General features: G+C 38.0%; 16 protein-coding genes and 1 pseudogene. 9 read left to right on the top strand and 8 right to left on the bottom strand.

The genetic code is table 11. The annotated features are described in order from the left end of the window. Nucleotides 1-35: 35 nt before the first annotated feature. A complete protein-coding gene (locus H6G79_RS12910; protein ID WP_190590201.1) occupies nt 36-1,631 on the top strand; it encodes a nickel-dependent hydrogenase large subunit in 1,596 nt (531 codons plus the stop codon). 77 nt (nt 1,632-1,708) lie between these two features. Here the strand turns inward: H6G79_RS12910 and H6G79_RS12905 are convergent, their stop codons facing one another. The 6 genes and pseudogenes from H6G79_RS12905 to H6G79_RS12885 all read right to left on the bottom strand — a co-directional run bounded on the left by H6G79_RS12905 (nt 1,709) and on the right by H6G79_RS12885 (nt 4,450). Beyond that, nucleotides 1,709-2,581, bottom strand: coding sequence for a hypothetical protein (locus H6G79_RS12905; protein WP_190590202.1), 873 nt, complete (start codon nt 2,579-2,581; stop codon nt 1,709-1,711). A gap of 116 nt (nt 2,582-2,697) precedes the next feature. Beyond that, nucleotides 2,698-3,081, bottom strand: coding sequence for a DUF433 domain-containing protein (locus H6G79_RS12900; protein ID WP_190590203.1), 384 nt, complete (start codon nt 3,079-3,081; stop codon nt 2,698-2,700). A gap of 95 nt (nt 3,082-3,176) precedes the next feature. Next, nucleotides 3,177-3,434, bottom strand: a pseudogene (locus tag H6G79_RS36715) (hypothetical protein). Nucleotides 3,435-3,448: 14 nt separating this feature from the next. Continuing rightward, the gene (locus H6G79_RS36710; protein WP_242048306.1) at nt 3,449-3,826 is read right to left on the bottom strand and encodes a hypothetical protein; all 378 of its coding nucleotides are present in this window, start codon (nt 3,824-3,826) and stop codon (nt 3,449-3,451) included. 106 nt (nt 3,827-3,932) lie between these two features. Further along, complete coding sequence (locus tag H6G79_RS12890; protein ID WP_190590204.1) at nt 3,933-4,229, bottom strand: type II toxin-antitoxin system RelE/ParE family toxin; 297 nt, start codon at nt 4,227-4,229, stop codon at nt 3,933-3,935. Next, on the bottom strand, nt 4,229-4,450 hold the full coding sequence (locus tag H6G79_RS12885) for an addiction module protein (RefSeq protein WP_190590205.1): 222 nt from the start codon (nt 4,448-4,450) through the stop codon (nt 4,229-4,231). The genes H6G79_RS12890 and H6G79_RS12885 overlap by 1 nt, the downstream gene beginning before the upstream one ends. Before the next feature lie 240 nt (nt 4,451-4,690). On the opposite strand from H6G79_RS12885, the gene H6G79_RS12880 reads away from it, so the two are divergent. The 3 genes from H6G79_RS12880 (at nt 4,691) to H6G79_RS12870 (ending at nt 6,283) form a co-directional block, all read left to right on the top strand. Beyond that, nucleotides 4,691-5,095 carry a hypothetical protein gene (locus H6G79_RS12880; protein ID WP_242048305.1) on the top strand — a complete coding sequence of 135 codons (405 nt, stop codon included), beginning with the start codon at nt 4,691-4,693 and terminating at the stop codon, nt 5,093-5,095. 101 nt (nt 5,096-5,196) lie between these two features. Beyond that, entirely contained in the window at nt 5,197-5,403 is a 207-nt protein-coding gene (locus H6G79_RS12875; protein WP_190590206.1) for a hypothetical protein, read from the top strand. A gap of 301 nt (nt 5,404-5,704) precedes the next feature. Further along, complete coding sequence (locus tag H6G79_RS12870) at nt 5,705-6,283, top strand: hypothetical protein (protein ID WP_190590207.1); 579 nt, start codon at nt 5,705-5,707, stop codon at nt 6,281-6,283. Nucleotides 6,284-6,393: 110 nt separating this feature from the next. On the opposite strand, the gene H6G79_RS12865 is transcribed toward H6G79_RS12870, so the two are convergent. Next, nucleotides 6,394-6,843, bottom strand: coding sequence for an Hsp20/alpha crystallin family protein (locus H6G79_RS12865; RefSeq protein ID WP_190590208.1), 450 nt, complete (start codon nt 6,841-6,843; stop codon nt 6,394-6,396). A gap of 387 nt (nt 6,844-7,230) precedes the next feature. Between H6G79_RS12865 and H6G79_RS12860 the strand changes: the two genes are divergently transcribed. Further along, nucleotides 7,231-7,551 carry a multidrug efflux SMR transporter gene (locus tag H6G79_RS12860; protein ID WP_190590209.1) on the top strand — a complete coding sequence of 107 codons (321 nt, stop codon included), beginning with the start codon at nt 7,231-7,233 and terminating at the stop codon, nt 7,549-7,551. Between the two features lie 306 nt (nt 7,552-7,857). On the opposite strand, the gene hppD is transcribed toward H6G79_RS12860, so the two are convergent. Next, nucleotides 7,858-8,886: a 4-hydroxyphenylpyruvate dioxygenase gene (gene hppD / locus H6G79_RS12855; RefSeq protein ID WP_190590210.1), complete on the bottom strand. Its 1,029-nt coding sequence runs from the start codon at nt 8,884-8,886 to the stop codon at nt 7,858-7,860. Between the two features lie 359 nt (nt 8,887-9,245). On the opposite strand from hppD, the gene H6G79_RS12850 reads away from it, so the two are divergent. The 4 genes from H6G79_RS12850 (at nt 9,246) to H6G79_RS12835 (ending at nt 20,008) form a co-directional block, all read left to right on the top strand. Next, nucleotides 9,246-11,543: a TOMM precursor leader peptide-binding protein gene (locus H6G79_RS12850; RefSeq protein WP_190590211.1), complete on the top strand. Its 2,298-nt coding sequence runs from the start codon at nt 9,246-9,248 to the stop codon at nt 11,541-11,543. Nucleotides 11,544-11,554: 11 nt separating this feature from the next. Continuing rightward, entirely contained in the window at nt 11,555-12,640 is a 1,086-nt protein-coding gene (locus H6G79_RS12845) for an amidohydrolase family protein (RefSeq protein WP_190590212.1), read from the top strand. A 41-nt stretch (nt 12,641-12,681) separates the two neighbouring features. Then, on the top strand, nt 12,682-13,911 hold the full coding sequence (locus H6G79_RS12840; RefSeq protein WP_190590213.1) for a hypothetical protein: 1,230 nt from the start codon (nt 12,682-12,684) through the stop codon (nt 13,909-13,911). A gap of 304 nt (nt 13,912-14,215) precedes the next feature. After that, a complete protein-coding gene (locus H6G79_RS12835; protein ID WP_190590214.1) occupies nt 14,216-20,008 on the top strand; it encodes an AAA family ATPase in 5,793 nt (1,930 codons plus the stop codon). The last annotated feature ends 167 nt before the right edge of the window (nt 20,009-20,175 follow it).

The following is a 20,175-nucleotide window of genomic DNA, read 5'->3' as shown; positions in this document are numbered from 1 at the left end:
AAATGACAAATGACAAATAACAAAGGACAAAATAAATGGGAAAACAAACATTAGATATATCACCCGTCGGGAGAGTCGAGGGTGATTTAGATGTCCGCGTGGAAATTGCCGACGGCTATGTAGTCAACGCCTGGACTCACGCCGAACTATTTCGCGGATTTGAAATTATCCTCCGTGGCAAAGACCCCCAAGCCGGATTAATTGTCACACCCCGGATTTGCGGTATTTGCGGCGGTTCTCACCTCACTTCTGCATCTTGGGCGTTAGATACAGCCTGGGGTACAGAAGTACCACGCAACGCCATCTTAGCCAGAAACCTCGGTCAAATTGTCGAAACTATCCAAAGTATCCCCCGTTACTTTTATGGATTGTTCGCCATTGACTTAACAAATAAAAACTACCGCAGTAGCCGCTTCTATGATGAAGCAGTCAGACGCTTTTCCGCCTTCACCGGGAAATCTTACGAACTCGGTGTGACCATTTCCGCCAAACCTGTGGAGATTTACGCTCTACTAGGTGGACAATGGCCGCACAGCAGTTATATGGTGCCTGGTGGTGTGATGTGCGCCCCCACCCTCACCGACATTACCCGCGCCTGGGCAATTTTAGAATATTTCCGTACCAACTGGTTAGAACCAGTATGGTTAGGCTGTTCTTTAGAACGCTACGAAGAAATACAGACTTACGATGACTTTATGAACTGGTTAGATGAAGACATCAAACATCGTGAGTCAGACTTAGGCTTTTATTGGCGGATGGGTCTAGATATTGGTCTAGATAGATATGGCGCTGGTGTTGGTAAATACGTCACTTGGGGATATTTAGCCCATGAGGATAAATACCAAAAACCGACTATTGCAGGGCGGAATGCGGCGATGATTATGAAGGGTGGCGTGTATGACAGCTTCACCGACACGCACAGCCTAATGGATCAGTCCTTCGCCCGCGAGAATTTAACCCATTCTTGGTACGATGAAGGGACAGCAGATATTCATCCAAGCGATCGCACTACAAAACCCACTGCCAATAATACAAAAGACTTCGAGAATGCCTATTCTTGGGCAAGTGCCGTATTACACAAAGACTTCGGACGCTTAGAAGCAGGCCCCTTAGCGCGTCAATTAGTAGCAGGTGGTAATCACGGCGAATCTTGGCAACATCATGATGGGTTTATTCTTGATGTATTCAAAAAAATGGGCGGTGCTAATATTCACGTTCGTCAGTTAGCCAGACTCCACGAAATCGTTAAACTATATCGCCAAGCCGAACACTGTTTGCGTGAGTTCAAGTTAAACGACCCTTGGTATATTAAACCCACAGAAAAAGACGGCAAAGGTTGGGGCGCAACCGAAGCCGCGCGGGGTGCTTTGTGTCACTGGGTAGACATCGAAGGCGGTAAGATTAAGAACTACCAAGTAATTGCCCCTGGTACGTGGAACATCGGCCCCCGTGACGGTCAAGATAAACGCGGCCCCATTGAAGAAGCGTTAGTAGGGACACCTATTGAAGATCCGACTGACCCTGTAGAAGTTGGACACGTCGCCCGTTCTTTTGATTCCTGTCTTGTGTGTACAGTCCACGCCCACGATGCGAAGACAGGCGAGGAGTTGGCACGTTTTCGGACTGCGTAAATTCAAACGCAGAGAGTTTTTTATGAGTATGGCTAATGGCTATTTGTTATTTAGTCATTAGCTTATTCCATATCACATCAAGTTTGAGAATGGCCCCGAAGTTTATCAATAACTTCTATTCCCAGCAGATTTTTCATTTGAAGGAGTTTGGTAGGAAATTGATTTTCCATAGCAAGTAAAACATGACAACTAGCTTTACAACCAATAACTATTTGATAAGCCTCAATTACTGCTTGATACTTAACACATTGAAACAATCCACGAACTATATCTGAATCATCAGAGATCCTAGATTTTACTTCAACAGCTACCCACTCTTGTTCAAGCTGAAAAAGCACATCAACCGTATCTCCTGAAGGCAAACTATATTCTGTTTTACCAGTAATATTTTTAGGTAATCCTACCACATCAGGATTTGAGCAAATATAACTCTTCAAATTTTGATGAAATTCGCTTTCGCCTTCATTCCCTTGTCTACGTTGAATAGCGTCAAATAAACTTAAACTTGAATTATCCTTCACAGGTTGAGGGCTAAGGTTACAGTGTGCAAGAACTCTATTCCAGTGTGGATATGTGTAAACTTCGTGGAGTAGTCTATCAACAATTAATTGCTTTTCTTTAGGAGTAAGCTTGCTAAATTCTTCTTTAGGAATAAATTTTTCAACACCTTCACCCGGTAAACCTATTCTTTTATTCAAAACTAAAAGGTTGATGGGTGGAATTTCATAGCCCCTCTCTTCTGATAACTCTTGGAGAGTGTTACCTATACTACCCAAAACATAATTCAAATTTCTTGGATTATTTATCTCTAGCTCATCAGCTAACTCAAAATAAAACATTGTTTGATTTGCGGTAGCTTTTGCTATAAGTAATGGTAAAGCTTTACGTGCGCGTTGCTGATATAACTTATTACCGCGTAAGAATGATTTTGCTTTTTGTGCTGTTCCCATAGGTTAATATTCTTTGTGATCAACTACACATAGATTTCCCACAAAGCCAGCAATATCAACAAAAATCGCTTTCTCATTCACTACAATCAGCTATTTGTATAATTTGGTAATGCTGGCTAAAAGCGATCGCACATAAGACCGAGGTTAGCTTTCCAAGCCAGAAGTTTAGCATAAATCTCTTCTTGTCCTGGCTTTGGTTGGATTTTAGCTATTTGTGCAAGGCGATCGCGGTTTTTCTCTTCCCAGTATTTACGTAGCTCTTGGGTTTCTTTTAAAACTGTTTGATATTCTGCTTCTACTTCAGTACGGTTGGAGTTAATATATGCAAGTGCAGCATCAAGTTGTTCTTCTGTTAAAGGAAGCCAATTTCGGATCAATTGAGGTGTCCATCCAGCCAAAAGGTGATCCATAACATCATAAATAGTGATGCGTGTTCCAGCGATCGTCAGACCACGTTCTGTACGGATAATAGCTGATTTCTCATTAAATACTGGAGTCATACCTAATAATCTCCCAGATTTTTCTATATCATTATTCTAGTTTCTGAATGAGAGCGATCGCATTACAGATACAGTTTCAGTAATTTATTTTTGTGCTACTGCCCTAGAAGTTTATCGTATTCTGAATGTGAGCCAATCCAAAACCAAACTATTTTGTTCTCTTCTTGAACAGCTAATGCTCGATAGTGTAAGCCGATTCGTGCAGACCAAAAACTCCCTACTTTCTTGAAATGCAGTGATGGATACCAGGGGTCTTGTTTGAGTCAAGCATAACACTGATCAGCGAGTTCCTGAATATTGCGTGGTAACTGTCGGTAGTGATACCAAAAGTCTGGAGTTGCTTTGTGTATCACAGATCCGTACAGTGTCATTTCCGCAGATGTTCTAACGCTTTCTGAGCAAGATTATTGAGCTTTCCTGTTTGTACATCTTTCTCAAACTTTTGATCCCAAATAGCTGCATCAAATTCTGCGAACCAATTACGAAAAGCAGATAGTTCTTCTGGTGAAAATTGACTCACAGCACGTTCAATCACCAACTCATTAAAAGACCGAAAACTTCCTGCATCAAAATCATCTAATCCTTTTTGAATACCTTGTACAGCCTCTTGTGACTCCTGCACTTCCCACTCTAGGACACTGGCTAGTAACTCAGATGCAACAATACTAACATCTTGACCTTGGCGAGCAGCTTTATCACGTAGTAATGCTTCTAATTCTGGGCTAAGGGTAACAACAATTGACATTAAGCTCATCCTTTAGCATTCAGCTTCTAAGCAATATTTTAGCGCGATCGCACAAAATCACAGCAGGCGATAAATAGTAATTTTTCCATTCAATAAAAGTAACTTGCTAATTTCTCTTTTGCCAAATTGTGGGATTTCTTCGCCCATGAAAAATTGCTATTACAATAATTCGACTAGAGACAATTCGATAGTAAATAGCATAAGGAAAACGCTGTAAAATAGCTCTTCTTATATCGTTATAGACAACAGCATAAGATTCTGGCATTTGGCAAATTCTATTTAGAAGATCGTCTACACATTCCAAAAACTCATCGCCAAGTCCAGCTTGCTGATTTTCATACCAACTATACGCCTCATCGAGTTCATCACGAACTTCTGGACGAAATACTAAAACGTAATCCATTATTGTCTTTTAATTGAAGCTTTAATTTCATCCCATGTCATAACATTATCTGGATTAGCTTCGTAATCGTTAATCCGGCGCTCAAGTTCTTGTTTTTGCGCTTCTGTAATATCAGGGGAACTCTGTTCTGCTGCAATGCTGTCCCAAATAGCTTGCACAAGACGAATGCGTTCTTCAATAGTGAGGGTCTTAATCTCATTTAAAGTGGCTGTAAAATCCATACTCACCAAACCAAATGGAAATTTTCACAGTAATAAGTCAAATTATAACTGTTCAATTTACCGCATAGCTGGTTGTAGAAAGCTGAATTGTGCTTACACCGTAACCATAATCTAACATAGCAGCACATCAACCTTGTATCATAACTCTATATTTGGATGAGAGCGATCGCACGATACATTGCGTAGAGTATCTTACTTACGTTATACAAGAATCAGTTACTCAGTAAACAACGAAAATAAATGGCTATTTCAAAGCTTTACCTACTTCCGCTTGCAAGTATGATATTCCTGACTGGCAGTTTACTTGTAAAAATTCCTACCGCGCATTCTTCTGATTTTGATACAGCAAATTCTGTACTTAATAGCTCAAAAGCTGCTGATGAAATTGTTGATAGAGATGTTCTGGAAGAAGGACAAGTCTTTGTAGTTCAGACAAGAAGCAAAGGAGTTGAAATTATAGAAGCGGGTAGAGTGATGACTACGACAAGAAATTTTCTGGTCACAATAGAAGATGAGAACGGGAAAATTCTTCGAGTCTTTCATCGTTTAGGTAGAGGGTCAGACCTCATCGCCACTGCTAGGATGCAAAAAGAGGAAGCCATTCAATTATTAAAATCGGGCGGTGTGATTGTAGAAGAACTTTAAAGACAGATGCGATCGCACCAAATCACCACTGGCGATTCTCTGAAGAATATTGAGTTACACTAGCTCTAGAAGTGGTGGCAATTTTACAAGACATACTTTGTATGCCTGAAATTATCGAGATACCAGTTGAACTAACTCATTTCAAACTTCCCGAAGCTGTCCAAGAACGTCTTCAAGTTCTACTTGATCGCCAAGATACAGGTGAAATGCTTACCCACGCAGAACAAAGGGAAGCCGAAGGGTTAGTTGAGTTGGCAGAATTTTTATCTCTGCTACACTTGCGATCGCAACGTGTAATGCAGCAATGATTATTTAGCAAATTGCCAACTGTCAGCAATTGCTTACATATCAAAAATTCCGTATTAAAAATAATCAATGCACATTTAGCACCTACACTGAAAAATTGTAATGATAGTTTTTGCAGTTCTGCTAAGTTGCTGGAGAGAAAAGTATTTTTAATTACTTGAATTGATGTTGTCAATTTAACTATAAACTGATTATTAATGCTTCAATATTTATTCTGCCAATTTGCCTGTTTATTGGGAGTAAACCCGGAAGCCAGGTAGGAGGATGGGAATAAGTACTAGTAAATGACCAACAATTTTGCTAATGAGAATTTGGACTGCAATAGTTGTACTAACTTCTTCTTGGCTAGTTTCCGGGTTGGTAGCTTCTCAGCCAATCAATGCTAAAGTAGCGATCGCCGCCGATAAAACAGCATCATCTCGGTCTATTTCTCAAGCAAGCAATACTAAAAAGCCGATTGCGATTGATAAAGCTGAGTTTGGGATAGCGAGAGTTGATGCTAGAGGTAAAGTTAACTTCATCCCCACATTCAGAGTACCACTACAAGAAGGTAGTAAATATGGGTGGCGGATTCAACTCAAAGACTACCAAGGCGAAGTTACATGGCGAGAAGTCTTACGCTTGCCAAAACCCCCAGAAACTTGGGCTACAGATGATGGTGAAAACTTTTCAGTCTCTGCTGACGGTACAGAGTCGGTAATGAGGCGCAAAACCATAGCGAATGATGGTGTGATTCAAAACTATTGGACGATCGCAGCAGGTGATCCTCCTGGTAAACATAAAATACAGGTATACATTGATGACCGTCTGATTGCAACTTTCGATTTTGAAGTTTTTCCTATGGACAGAAAAGAATCATCCGGTAGAAATCGCAGTTTGTAACAATTTTCAACTATTCGTGAACAACAAGATTCCCGACTTCTTGAACAAGTCGGGGATATGATTCAGTACGAGATGTGAATAGAGACGTTGCAACACAACGTCTCTAATTTTTAGCCAATAGATTCTAGATTTAGCTTGACGACTTTTTTCTTTTCGTCTTCAGCTTTAGGCAATGTCAAATTCAAAATACCATCTTTATAATCAGCAGTCACATTGGTATTTTGAATGCGAGTTGGTAAAGGAATCAAACGTTGGAATTTACCATAGTGAAATTCACTCTTGGTAATGCCTTTGCCTTCTGTTTTGGTTTCAGATTTACGTTCACCACTAACATAGACAGCTTTTTCAGTCACTTGCACATCTAAGTCTTTAGCTTCAATTCCTGGCAATTCTAGTTTGAGATGAATTGCTTCTTCAGTTTCTTGTAATTCCGCAGCCGGAACTTTTGCCAAGGTTCTGTCAAGTAAAGTAGATGGTAGCATTTCTTCTTCAAATAAACGGTTAATTTGTCTTTGGAGAGTGTTAATTTCTTGCCAAGGATTCCAACGTACTAGTGTCATATTCCCACCTCTTTTAATTTCTCAGTTTGTTTAGTTGATTTAGGGTTAAATCATTTGCTTTGTTCTTATCGTATTCATAAACTCTAGGGGTGTAAATTCGGTTTTTAGCACCAATTTCATCATGATTACCGAATGTTGTTAGTAGTACGGTAAACCCCCATAATAGAGGTGTGGTAAACTGAATATAAATTTGAATTATTGATATATCTCCGACTTTTTGAAGAATTAGGGTATGTGATTCACATAATTTTGGCAAATTTAATCAGATGAGGATAAATGTTATCAAAATAGCAGAAATCTATAATTTATAAATTATATAGTTTTTATTCATTCTGTTTGATTGTCAAAATCATATTCCCATTATCATCTTGTAATAAATCAATAAATATGATAAATAGTTGGATTTATCTCATTACAGCAATATTATTTGAAGTCGCTGGGACAACTTCTATGAAATTGTCTGAGGGATTTACAAGAACTATTCCCTCAGTATTAATTTTTGTTTGTTATGGAATATGTTTTAGCTTTTTAACTTTAGCTCTCAAAAAAATTGAAGTCAGCGTTGCTTATTCTGTTTGGTCTGGTTTAGGAACAACTGTCATCGCTACGATTGGTGTAATTTGGTTTCGAGAATCGATGTCTCTGGTGAAATTTTTATCAATAGTTTTAATTATTATTGGTGTGATTGGTGTAAATTCTACTAAATAAAAAAGCCCTCATTCATTACAAGATGAATGAGGTGAGGATAGGAGTAATCAACAAGGACTTCCTGTTATATCTGTCCTTTTCGAGATAAAGAATTTTGAGGCTGATCGCTACCAGAAAAACAGTAGCAATCTCTCAAAAAAAGTAAGCAAAATAAGCAACCAACCTAAACCGTCCGTTGTTAATGCTTTAGCATGTAGTGTAGTAAAACTTGGCTCATCAAGCCCGCAAGTTATTTCCCATTCATAATTTAGCAGTGATGCTCAGGTATATGTAGCCAACTTGGCAGCAATCAGCAAAACTAGTTGTTTATTCAAAGTGTAAAGTTCCACGTTTTATTTGTTCGCTTTCAATGGCTTCAAATAAAGCGCGAAAATTACCTTCGCCAAAACCTTGTGCTTGAAAACGTCGTTCAATAAACTCAAAGAAAAATGTCGGTTGTCCAAAAATAGGTTGAGTAAAAATTTGCAGTAATAATGCGTTTTGGGTATTAGCTTGCCAATCTACTAAAATTTCTTGTTGAGCGATCGCTTCTAATTCTAAGGGTGATAAGGGAAATTCTGTCCGCTTTTTTAACTGGGAGTAATAAGTCTGGGGAACCGACAATAAAGATAAACCACGGCTACGTAATTGGGCGATCGCACTAATTAAGTTTGATGTTCGCAACGCAATGTGTTGAATACCTGCACCGTGATTCACATCCAAAAATTCTTGAATTTGCGAATTAGGAGAAGTTGGTTCATTAATTGGTAATTGTACACTGCCATTCCGGGAAATTAACACTTGGCTGTACAATCCAGAGCGATCAGTTTTAATTTTAAACGCTTGTTGTGGTTGCAAATCTAAAACGTTTTTGTACCAAGCCACAGCAGGCTCTAACTCACCAACTGGTACATTTAACACTAAATGATCAATGGCGGTAAACATGGGGCGATCGCGTGCTTCCCAATTCACACTGGCTGATTTTTCCATCAAAGTATGAGTCATCCCACCCCAAGCCGCAATTTTACCGCACCTACAGCCGGCATATTCTTGGATGGGTTCTAAGATGGTCGCACCTTGGGCTGCTGCTTGCGCGATCGCAACTTCCACATCTGGCACAGTAAAAGCAATATCCGCCACCCCAGGAGGATGGAGGCGCAAAAACTCGGCAACCGGACTTGTCGGCAATAATGGTGAAGATAGCAAAAAGCAAATAGCACCACTCTGCACCATTTCAGTGCAAGTGTGTGCTGAACTTATTCCACTATTAACGGCGGCAAATCCCAGATAGTATACGAACCAATCCCGCCAAGCCGCAGCATCTTCTACATAAAAATGAACGTGAGAAATTTCCATAAATCCTGAAAATCTAGCATGAGAGCTTATCTATGTGTAAATTTTGCCTTTTTCGCTAGATTATCAAGTCCTTCTTAAGCAGTAATTATTTAAGCATCTTACATAATTACACCTAAATAATCAAGAACTGGCATAATAGGACTTTAATTTGATTACTCCCCACCTCAACCGATAATTTAGAAATCAAATCAGAATCCTATCATAAGTCTTAAATCTTAAGAAAAAGCTGAAAAAATAGCCCAAAATTTTGGTAATATTTGGGCGAATAGTTAATAAGAGTATCAAAAAATACTAATAATTATAACCAACAACTTTTTAAACACTATCTTAAAGGTTCTTATTGATTCTTTTCAAAAACAATGATTAGCAAATTATATTTCAATCCTGCTTACCTTATTGAAATACTAGAAACGGATAAACTACTTCTTTTGTCTGAACGAGAAGAAGTTGTATTAAATGATCTGCTTTCTTGTCAAATAGCTGCTTTAATCAAAGAAAACCATTATAGTCTTGATGAAATTATTGACATAATTCAATTATCACTCATTAGCTCTCAACAATTATCTCCTGAAGATAGTCATTTTTTTGAAAATCTACTTGAGGTTAGTGTCAAGGCTCAATATGCTTTATTTCAAATGCAACAAAAAGGTCATCTGGTAGAACAGCATGACTCACTACCTGCAAATTTAGCTATCTTTTGCCATCATCTGAATATTGAGCCTACACTAGCTGCTCAAAGATTGCAATCAGTATATGTTGCTGTTAAAACTTGTGGTTCTGTTCATCACAATGAGTTAATTGTCATCCTTCAATCTTTGGGTATTCAAATAGTAGATACTGGAGATGTCACTATAGTATTAACTGATGATTACCTGCATCCTGAACTAGAAGAATTTAATAAACAAGCTTTACATTCCCGCACTCCCTGGCTATTAGTCAATCCTTTAGGAACAATTCCGTGGATAGGGCCGATATTTGAGCCAGACAAAACAGGATGTTGGGAATGTCTAGCAATTCGCTTACGGCATAATAGACCGATCGCCAGCTTCATTCACAGACACAAACAAATTTCTTTATCTCCTCCATTGGGATTTTTAAATTCTACAATACATACAGTATTGGGAATGGTGGCGACAGAAATATTTAAGTGGATTGTGCAAGGTGAAAATCAAAGATTAGCAGGGACTCTCATCACATACGATACTTTGACACTGCAAATCCAAGAACACATCCTTGTCAAGCGTTCCCAATGTCCTAGTTGTGGAGATCAAGCCCAGATATTAGACAAACAACCCCTACCTATTGTTTTAGAAAATCGCCAAAAAACTTTTATTTATGACGGCGGACATCGTACTTGTTCACCACAAGAAACTCTCAGAAAATATCAACATCATATTAGTCCAATTACAGGTATTGTCCGAGAATTAACGAGAATACCAGGAAATGGGTTGACGCATACATATATTGCCAAGCATCATTTTCAAAGTATTTTTGATGATTTGCATAGCTTACGTCAAAATATTGGTGGCAGGAGTGCAGGCAAAGGAAAAACAGATATTCAAGCCCAGGCGAGTGCTTTTTGTGAAGCGATAGAGAGATATTCTGGGGTATTTCAGGGAGATGAAATCAGACACAAAAGCAGTTACCAAAAACTGGGAGACAAAGCCATTCATCCTAATGCTTGTATGAATTTTAGTCAACAGCAATATCAGCATCGGGAGCAATGGAATAGTGAGTGTGAAGGTTGGTTTCAAAAAGTTCCCCCACTCTTTGATATAGACAGAGAAATAGACTGGACACCAGTTTGGTCTTTAACCAATCAAGAATTCAAATATCTACCAACAGCTTACTGCTATTATGGCTATCCCCAAGATCAACCAGATTGTTGGGCAGACTCCAATGGCTGTGCGGCAGGTAATACCCTCGAAGAAGCTATTCTTCAAGGATTTATGGAATTAGTTGAACGGGATTGTGTAGCCTTATGGTGGTACAATCGCTTGCCAAAACCTCTGGTAAATTTAGAGAGTTTTTGTGAGCCTTATTTTGAAAATTTAAATAAATATTATCAAGCTATTGACAGGCAATTGTGGGTGTTAGATATTACTAATGACCTAAATATTCCTACTTTTGCTGCGATTAGTCGCAGAACTGATCAATATGTAGAAGATATTATCCTGGGATATGGCGCTCATTTTGATCCAAAACTGGCAATTAGTCGAGCTTTAACGGAAGTTAACCAAATTCTACCGAACTTGTTGTTAGCTAATGCGGATGGTAGCACTCAATATCCCTCATTTGGCGATCGCCTCGCTATTGAATGGTGGAAATCTGCGAATGTTTCCAACCACCCTTATCTACTTCCTAATCAACAAACTCCTAAACTCTATACAGATTATCCCCAACTGGCCAGTAACGACCTCCTAGAAGATGTCAAGCTTTGCCAGAAAATAGTGGAAGAAAATGGTCTAGAAATGCTCGTTCTCGATCAGACTCGCCCTGACATTGGACTGAGAGTAGCCAAAGTAATTGTACCGGGAATGCGCCATATGTGGAAACGTTTAGGTTCAGGAAGGCTTTATGATGTTCCCGTAAAAATGGGTTGGTTGCAACAGCCTCTGACAGAAGAACAACTCAACCCCTATCCAATGTGGATGTAATGTAAGTATATATGTTGTACGGATACAAAATTATTGATGCTGATTCCCATGTGATTGAGCCTCCGCAGATGTGGGCTAAATATCTCGCCCCTGAATTTAAGCACTTTGCACCCTCGCCAGACATGAAAATTCAAGGCGAAGACATTGCAGAAAAGATATCCCAACAGATGCGGGAAGAGGGAAATCGCCAGATGATGCAGGCTCATCCCCATGCTTATTTTCATCGCTACGATGCAGAATCTCACCTGCAAGCAATGGTACAGATGGGGATTGATATAGCCTTTCTTTATCCCACTTATGGATTGTGGCTCTTCGCCATTGATAGTATGCCACCAGAAGTTGTAGGAGCATTTACCCGCGCCTACAACACTTGGTTATACGAAGAATTTTGTAGCTATGCTCCAGACAAATTGAAAGGAGTAGGCGCGATTAATCTTCACGCTCCAGAGCAAATGGTGTCAGAACTACATCGCATAGCTGATTTTGGCTGGAAATCTGTCTTCTTACGCCCTAACCCCGTCAAAGGAAGACTTTTGAGCGATTTTGCCTATGAGCCATTTTGGACAGCCTGCGAGGAATTAGATATAGCTGTGGGAATTCATGAAGGAACACACAGCCGCTTACCAACCACAGGTGCAGACCGATTTCATACTCGTTTTGCCATGCACGCTTGTTCTCATCCCATAGAACAGATGATGGCATTATTAGCGTTGATTGAAGGAGGCGTGCTAGAACGTCACCCTCATTTGCGGGTAGCTTTTTTAGAGTCTGGCTGTGGTTGGCTTCCTTACTGGCTTTGGCGACTGGATGAAGAGTACCAAAATTTATCTTGGGAGGTAAAAAATCATGTAAGCATCAAGCCATCAGAGTATTTCCATCGTCAGTGTTTTGTCGCCATTGAACCTGCTGAACCTTACTTATCTCAAGTTATTGAGTACATCGGTTCAGATAACTTAATTTTCGGTTCTGATTACCCCCACATGGATCATCAACCGGACATTGTGAAAAACGTTGTAGAGCTTGAAGCGCAGTTATCTCCAGAAATAGTGCAGAAGATTGTTTGGGATAATCCCAGATGCTTTTACGGTTTGGCTTGAAATTTTCTCAAGTTTGTTAATACTCAGAGGAGAATATCATTATGTCCGACGCAAATAACGAAAATACAATACAAAAACCAATACAAAAACCAATACATATAGGTAGCGGAGCAGATGCAATGGAAGCTGGCTCCTGGTACGACAATGCCTATTATCAGATACTATTAGTTGAACCTATCCCTGATCAAACTAGAGGTAAATTCATACGTACAACAATAGTAGCTGGACAAAGAATTAGACCAGAAAATACCACAGATGGCATATATTTTTCTGACTATCAGCTTGATGATAAAACTATCGAAAAGCTAAATGATTATCCTAAATCTCCATGTATAAATAAGTGCAATATAAACGATGCAGATACAAATATAGCAACCTACTTACCTTCGAGTGGAGTAGTTTTTCCCGAAGGTTTTATAGATACATTAACTAGAAAATATCTAAATTCTGGAACTCCGTTCAAGACGTTTCTACATAGTCATTCCATTGAAATAAGTAATTTTTACGAGCCAATCCGAACTTTACTACATACTCGCAAAACATCCCAACTAATTGCCAAAACCTGGTATGCCTATTTACACGCAAAAGATAATAATAATGGAGAACTATGGAATTCTTTTACTGAAGGTAAATGGCATGAATTTGTTGGTGATAAAATCGATATTTTGGATGGTCTTATCGCTAGAGAAATTTTCCTATCTGATCAAAATACCTCTTCTGACCATCTAGAACCAGATAATCTCAATATATACTACCCACTTAAATCTCAATATGACACTGAAAAAACTAGATTTTTGATTTTACCTAATAGTAGAGCTTGGCAGGGAATTGCTTTAGGCTTATTGCTATCAGGACAAGCATATTATGGGGTGGATAAAGATGGAAAATATACCAGTAAACTAGGAGAAATAGTCAGTTATCACCAGGTTTCTCAACCGATTTTGAGTACAGGTGAAATAGTAATGAAGTATGGATTAGAAGTATCTTGGGATACCTTTAAAGGCGATATCATTGAAATGTCACTAAGTCCTGGTAATAATTCTATTGCTTATCAAGCCATTATTCCCTATCCCCCAATACCTTCTTCAGATAATCTCAATATTGATGATATTAAAGCTTGGGCTGATGCTGAAGATGATCCAAAGACAGAAGATGCAACATCAATTCCATTTTTTCATAAGAGAAAAGGCTCTGGTAACCCCGAAGAGTATTTAGTCGATGTGCGGTATTTTTCTCCTCCCTTTCCTTACATACCACTAAGTTGTAGTTAGAGGTATCCGAGAATTATCAAGCTTTATCTTTGACATCAGCTACACAGATAGGGGCGCAATATATTGCGCCCCTAAAATTATCTATCTTTCACTTGACTTTAGTTCTAAAGCCCTGATTCCAAATATGAATAGGACTTACGCATCAAAACGAAAAATCAAAGGTTTTGGCGAGGGTGTAGGGGTACCGGAGTATAGGGGTGTATGTATCTAAAACCCTTACGCCACACACCCTTACACCCAATCTTCATAAACAATCTTGGTGCGTAAGTCCTGATGAAATTGTTTACACCATTACATATTATCTATGAATAGCATAATCAATTATCAACAAACTGAGAAAATATACGAAAGTGCTAACTCCTTAGTTTATCGAGGTATTCTCCAGCCAGAAAACCAACCAATTATCCTCAAAATTCTGAAAGAAAACTACCCCACTCCCACAGAATTAACCCGATATAAACAAGAATATGAAATTATTCGTTCCTTTAACTCAGATAAAATTATTAAAGCCTATGACTTAAAGCGATATCAAAATAGTTTAGTAATGCTTTTAGAAGACTTTGGTGGTCAGTCTTTAAAACTCTTAATTTCTCAACATAAATATAAACTAACAGAATTTCTCACCCTTGCCATCAAAATTACAGAAAGTTTAGCAGCCATACACACAGCCAATATTATCCACAAAGACATTAATACTAGCAACATAGTCTATAATCCCAGCACTGACCAATTAAAAATCATTGATTTTGGCATTTCTACCCGTTTATCCGCAGAAAATCAGACAGTTTGGCACATTAATCAATTAGAAGGAACTTTAGCTTATATTGCCCCAGAGCAAACGGGTAGAATGAACCGAGGCATAGATTACCGCAGTGATTTTTATTCTTTGGGTGTGACATTCTATGAATTATTAACCAATCAACTCCCATTTGCAACTAATGATCCGATGGAGTTAGTTCATTGTCATATCGCCCAACATCCGACAACACCCCATGAACTAATCACCTCTATTCCTTTGACAGTATCTAATATTGTCATGAAATTACTAGCAAAAATTCCAGAGGAACGATACCAAAGTACTTGGGGAATCAAAGCAGATTTAGAAACTTGTCTGCAACAATTAAATACTTGCGGACAGATTTCTCAATTTCCTTTAGGAACTCAGGATATTTTCGACCAGTTTCATATTCCGCAAAAACTGTATGGACGAGAACAGGAAATCACTCAACTATTAACTACCTTTGAGCGAGTCAGCCAAGGTACTACTGAGATGATATTGGTTTCTGGCTATTCAGGTATTGGCAAAACCGCCTTAATTAATGAAATTCACAAACCAATTACACGCCAACGCGGATATTTCATTCAGGGAAAATTTGACCAGTTGCAAAGAACTACTCCTTACGCAGCAATTACACAGGCTTTTCAACACTTAATCTATCAACTCCTCAGTGAACCGGAAATAACTTTAAAAAATTGGCAACATAAAATATCAACAGCTTTGGGAAATAATGGTCAAATCATCATTGATGTAATTCCTGAGTTAGAAAAGATTATCGGTAAACAGCCACCTATTGAAAAACTAGGAGCAACTGAAGCCCAGATTCGGTTTAACTTATTCTTTGCCAGATTTATTGGTATTTTCTGCCAAAAAGAACATCCCTTAGTTATCTTCCTTGATGATTTACAATGGGCAGATTTACCATCTTTGAATTTAATCGAGCAATTAATAACTCATGCTAATAATCAATATTTATTGATCATAGGATCATATCGCAACAATGAAGTCAGTCCTACTCATCCTTTAATAGCAACCTTAGAGCAAATTAAACAGACAGAAATTACAGTTAATGAAATCAAACTGCAACCTTTAGCCATCAATCATGTTAATCAATTAATTGCTGATACTCTAAATTGTTCATTAGAAGATTCGTACTCTCTAGCAGAGTTAGTTACTCACAAAACCGATGGCAACTCTTTTTTCTTGACGCAATTATTACAAGGCTTTTATAAGGAAAAGCTTTTATTTTTTACTCATCCTGCAATTACTCCGACTCAAACAGAAAGTAAACGAGGATTTTGGCAATGGGATATTGAGCAAATTCAAAGTGTAGGTATAACTGATAATGTCGTTGAATTCATGGTCAGTCAAATTGAAAAACTCACTACCAATACCCAGAATATTTTAAAATTAGCTGCCTGTATAGGTAATCAATTCAATTTAGAAATCCTGGCTACTGTGAGTAGTAAATCTCAAACAGTTGCTGCTCAAGCACTAGAACCAGCTATCAACGCAGGATTGATTATTCCTTTAAGTAAGGATTATCAAGTACCTCTGCTATGGAGTCAGGAAGAAATATCAAATGATGCGGCTGAAATATCATCTGCTTTTATTCCCAAGTATCCTGAATCTATCCTCTACAAATTTTCCCATGATCGGGTTCAGCAAGCAGCGTATAGTCTAATTTCAGCAGCCGAGAAAAGAGCTATTCATCTGCAAATAGGCCGCCTGTTGCTGAAAAACACTCCAGAAGATGAGTTAGAAGAAAATATTTTTAATATTGTGAACCAACTCAACGCCGGAGCAGAATTAATCACAGAGCAATTTGAGCAGGATGAATTAGCCAAATTAAATCTGCAAGCAGCTAAAAGAGCTAAAGCATCAACAGCTTATCAACCTGCACTTAAATATCTAGAGACAGGATTAAAACTCTTAACAGCGAATAGCTGGTATGGTCAGTACACATTAACATGGGAACTGCATATAGAAACTCTAGAATTGCTGTACTTAAATACTAAATTTGAGCAATTTGAGGAGTTATCTGCCACAATTTTGGCACAAGCCCAAAATATTCTCGATGAAGCCAAAGTTTATCAATTACAAATACTTTATTATTACACGACATTTCAAGCTAATCAGGCAATAGATATTGCCATGAAGATTTTAAGCAAGTTGGGAACAAATATTGTCCAAGAACACAGCGATATAGAGAAGAAACTTGAACAACAACAAAATTTAATTCAAACATTCTTACAGGGGAATAATATTGAATATCTACATCAATTACCTGTGATGACAGATCAGTATCAAATAGCTGTTATTCAAATACTACAACAAATTGTTTCTGCTACACATACGACAAATTTTCCTTTATTTGTAGAGATTATATTAGCGCAGATGAATCTCTGCTTAAAATATGGCAACCCACCGAATGCGGCTTATATATATAGTACTTATGGAATGCTTTTATGTAGCATCAAACAAGATGTTGATTATGGTTATAGGTTTGGCAATTTAGCTCTCAAGCTAGTAGAAAGCTCTAATATTAGTAAACTTGAAGCCTTTGTTATGCAGATGTATTATGGACAAATCTGGCATTGGCGAGAGCATCTCAGGAATGTAGTTGCACAAAATAAATTAATACATGGATTTAAAGTAGGTATAGATACAGGAGAAAATGAGTTTGCTTCTTATGTAGCGATAAATTATTGTTTGATCAGATTATTTGGGGGAGAAAATTTAGCAGAGGTTGAACAGGATTACCAAAAATATTCTGTAGCCATCAAAAATCTCCAGCAACAATTTTCGATATTCCTGACAGAAATATTTTATAAATTAACCAGTAAATTACTCAGTGTAGAGACTTCTAATCAGTTGATAATTGGTAATAATATCACTGAAGAACAGGAATATTTAGAAAAGTGGATTCAGAGTAACAGTCAATGGTTAATATTATTTGTTTATTTCACAAAGACATTTTACTGTTATCTTCTAAAGGATTATACTTATGCTGCTGCTAATGGTATGCAGGCGGAACAGTATGTCAAAGCTTCTAGCTCATTTTTAACAGCACCTCAACATAATTTCTATTCTTCTCTGAGTTTTCTGGCTGCTTATCATAGCTGTGATGTCGCACAGCAAGCAGAATTTCTCAAACAAGTAGACAAAAATCAGGAGAGTATGAAAATCTGGTCTCAAAATTGCCCAGAAAACTTTCAACATAAATATAATTTAGTTTCAGCAGAAAAAGCGCGAGTATTAGGTCAATATTGGCAAGCTGAAACACTTTATGAGCAGGCTATTCAAGGTGCTAAGAAATATGAATTTATCCATGAAGAAGCTCTAGCTTATGAACGAGCAGCAGAATTTTATTTACAACTAGGTAGGGAAGAAATTGGGCAATTATATCTGAGAAATGCTCACTATTGTTATACTCGCTGGGGAGCTAAAGCCAAAATCAAGCAATTAGAAGATGAATATCCACAATATTTGACTGGGACGACCAATTTAGGAAAAGTTAAAAGCATTAGTACAACTATTTCGGTTACTAATGCTCATGGAGAATTACTTGATTTAAGCACAGTTATTAAAGCTTCCCAAGCTCTAGCTGAGGAAATTGTTCTTAGTAAGTTGCTGGCGAAGTTAATGAGAATTATGATTGAGAATGCAGGCGCACAAAAAGGCTTTTTGCTTTTGCATTCTGATGAGAACTGGGTAATTGAAGCAGTAGGAACAATTGATTCTGATGAAGTTACAATCCTACAGTCTATTCCCATATATTCGCCAGCCGTTTCTACTCAAACTCCTTTGCTGGCTACTACCATCATCAACTATGTGGCTCGCACTCTGGAAAATGTAGTTCTTAATGATGCCGTCAATGAGGGACAATTTAGCAGTGACCCCTACATTATCGCCACTCAATCCAAATCAATTCTATGTATTCCCTTACTCACTCAAGGGAAACTGAGCGGCATTTTATATTTAGAAAATAATCTCACAACTGGCGCATTTACACCAGATCGTGTCCAAGTTTTAAATATCCTGTCTAGCCAAGCGGCTATTTCTATTGAAAATTCTCGTCTCTACACCACCCTAGAAGAAAAAGTAGAAGAACGTACTCAAGAATTATCACAAACCCTAGAAATTCTCAAAGCTACTCAAGCAAAATTAGAGTTTGAAAATGCTCTGCTCAAAAGTGCTGAAGAAGCCTCAACCTATGATTATCAAGTAGGTGGTAGTTTGCCTATTGATGCACCTACTTATGTAGTCCGTTCCGCAGACCGTTATCTCTATAAAGCATTAAAAAGTGGAGAATTTTGTTATATCCTGAATACTCGACAGATGGGGAAATCCAGTTTGATGGTAAGGATGAGGCATCATTTACAGGAAAAGGGTTTTTGTTGTGCTGCTATAGATATGACGCGAATAGGCAACGAAAACATTACCCCAGAACAATGGTATAAGGGATTAACTGTGGAATTGTGGCAAGCTTTTGACTTGTTGGACAAGGTTAATTTAAAAGTTTGGTGGCAAGACCGCTTGGATATTGCTCCTTTACAGCGATTAAGTCGATTTTTTGAGGAAGTTTTATTAAAAGAAGTACAATTACCAGAGAATACACAACCTCAAATCGTGATCTTTTTAGATGAAATTGATAGTGTTTTAGAGTTAGATTTTGCTGTTAATGACTTCTTCTCACTCATTCGTTCTTGTTATAACCAGCGTGGTCTTAATTCCCAGTATAAAAGGTTATGTTTTGCCTTATTTGGTGTTGCTACTCCTAATGATTTAATTACTGATTATCGCCGAACACCTTTCAATATTGGTCAAGCAATTCAACTGTATGGCTTCCAACAACATGAAGCCCAACCCTTGCTGCAAGGACTTGCAGACAAAGTGAGTAACCCCCAAGCCGTGCTGAATGAAGTTTTGTCCTGGACTAACGGGCAACCATTTTTAACTCAAAAGATTTGCCAGATAATTCGCAGTGTATCGGCTTCTGTCCCCCAGAAAACTGAAAAGGCATGGGTGGAAAATTTAATCCGCACAAATATCATCGAAGACTGGGAAGCCCAAGACGAACCAGAACATTTAAGGACAATACGCGATCGCATTCTCAAAGGAGAGTGTGATACTAGTCAAATATTAGCACTATATCAACAAGTTTTGCAGTTAAAACAACTGAGTGCAGTAGAAACGCCGGAAGTAAGAGAATTGATATTATCCGGCTTATTGATTAAGCAACAAGGTTATTTAAAAATCCACAACCGGATTTATGAATCAATTTTTAATAACAGTTGGATTGAAGATCATCTATAGTTAATTTTTATCAAAGCTAAAGTTTTCTTACAAATTTCCTCTGAGAAATTTCAGGTAATTTATTTGGATAAAGAAATTATATTTTTATACATATAGAGTAATTCTTATTAAAACTATAGGTCAATAGTATCTAAAATTAGCCATTCCAAAACAAACTAAAACACTGA

Source organism: Anabaena sp. FACHB-83 (assembly GCF_014697485.1).
GTDB lineage: Bacteria > Cyanobacteriota > Cyanobacteriia > Cyanobacteriales > Nostocaceae > Nostoc_B.
Note: the sequence above shows the minus strand (reverse complement) of the source record. Positions and strands in the feature narration are given on the sequence as shown.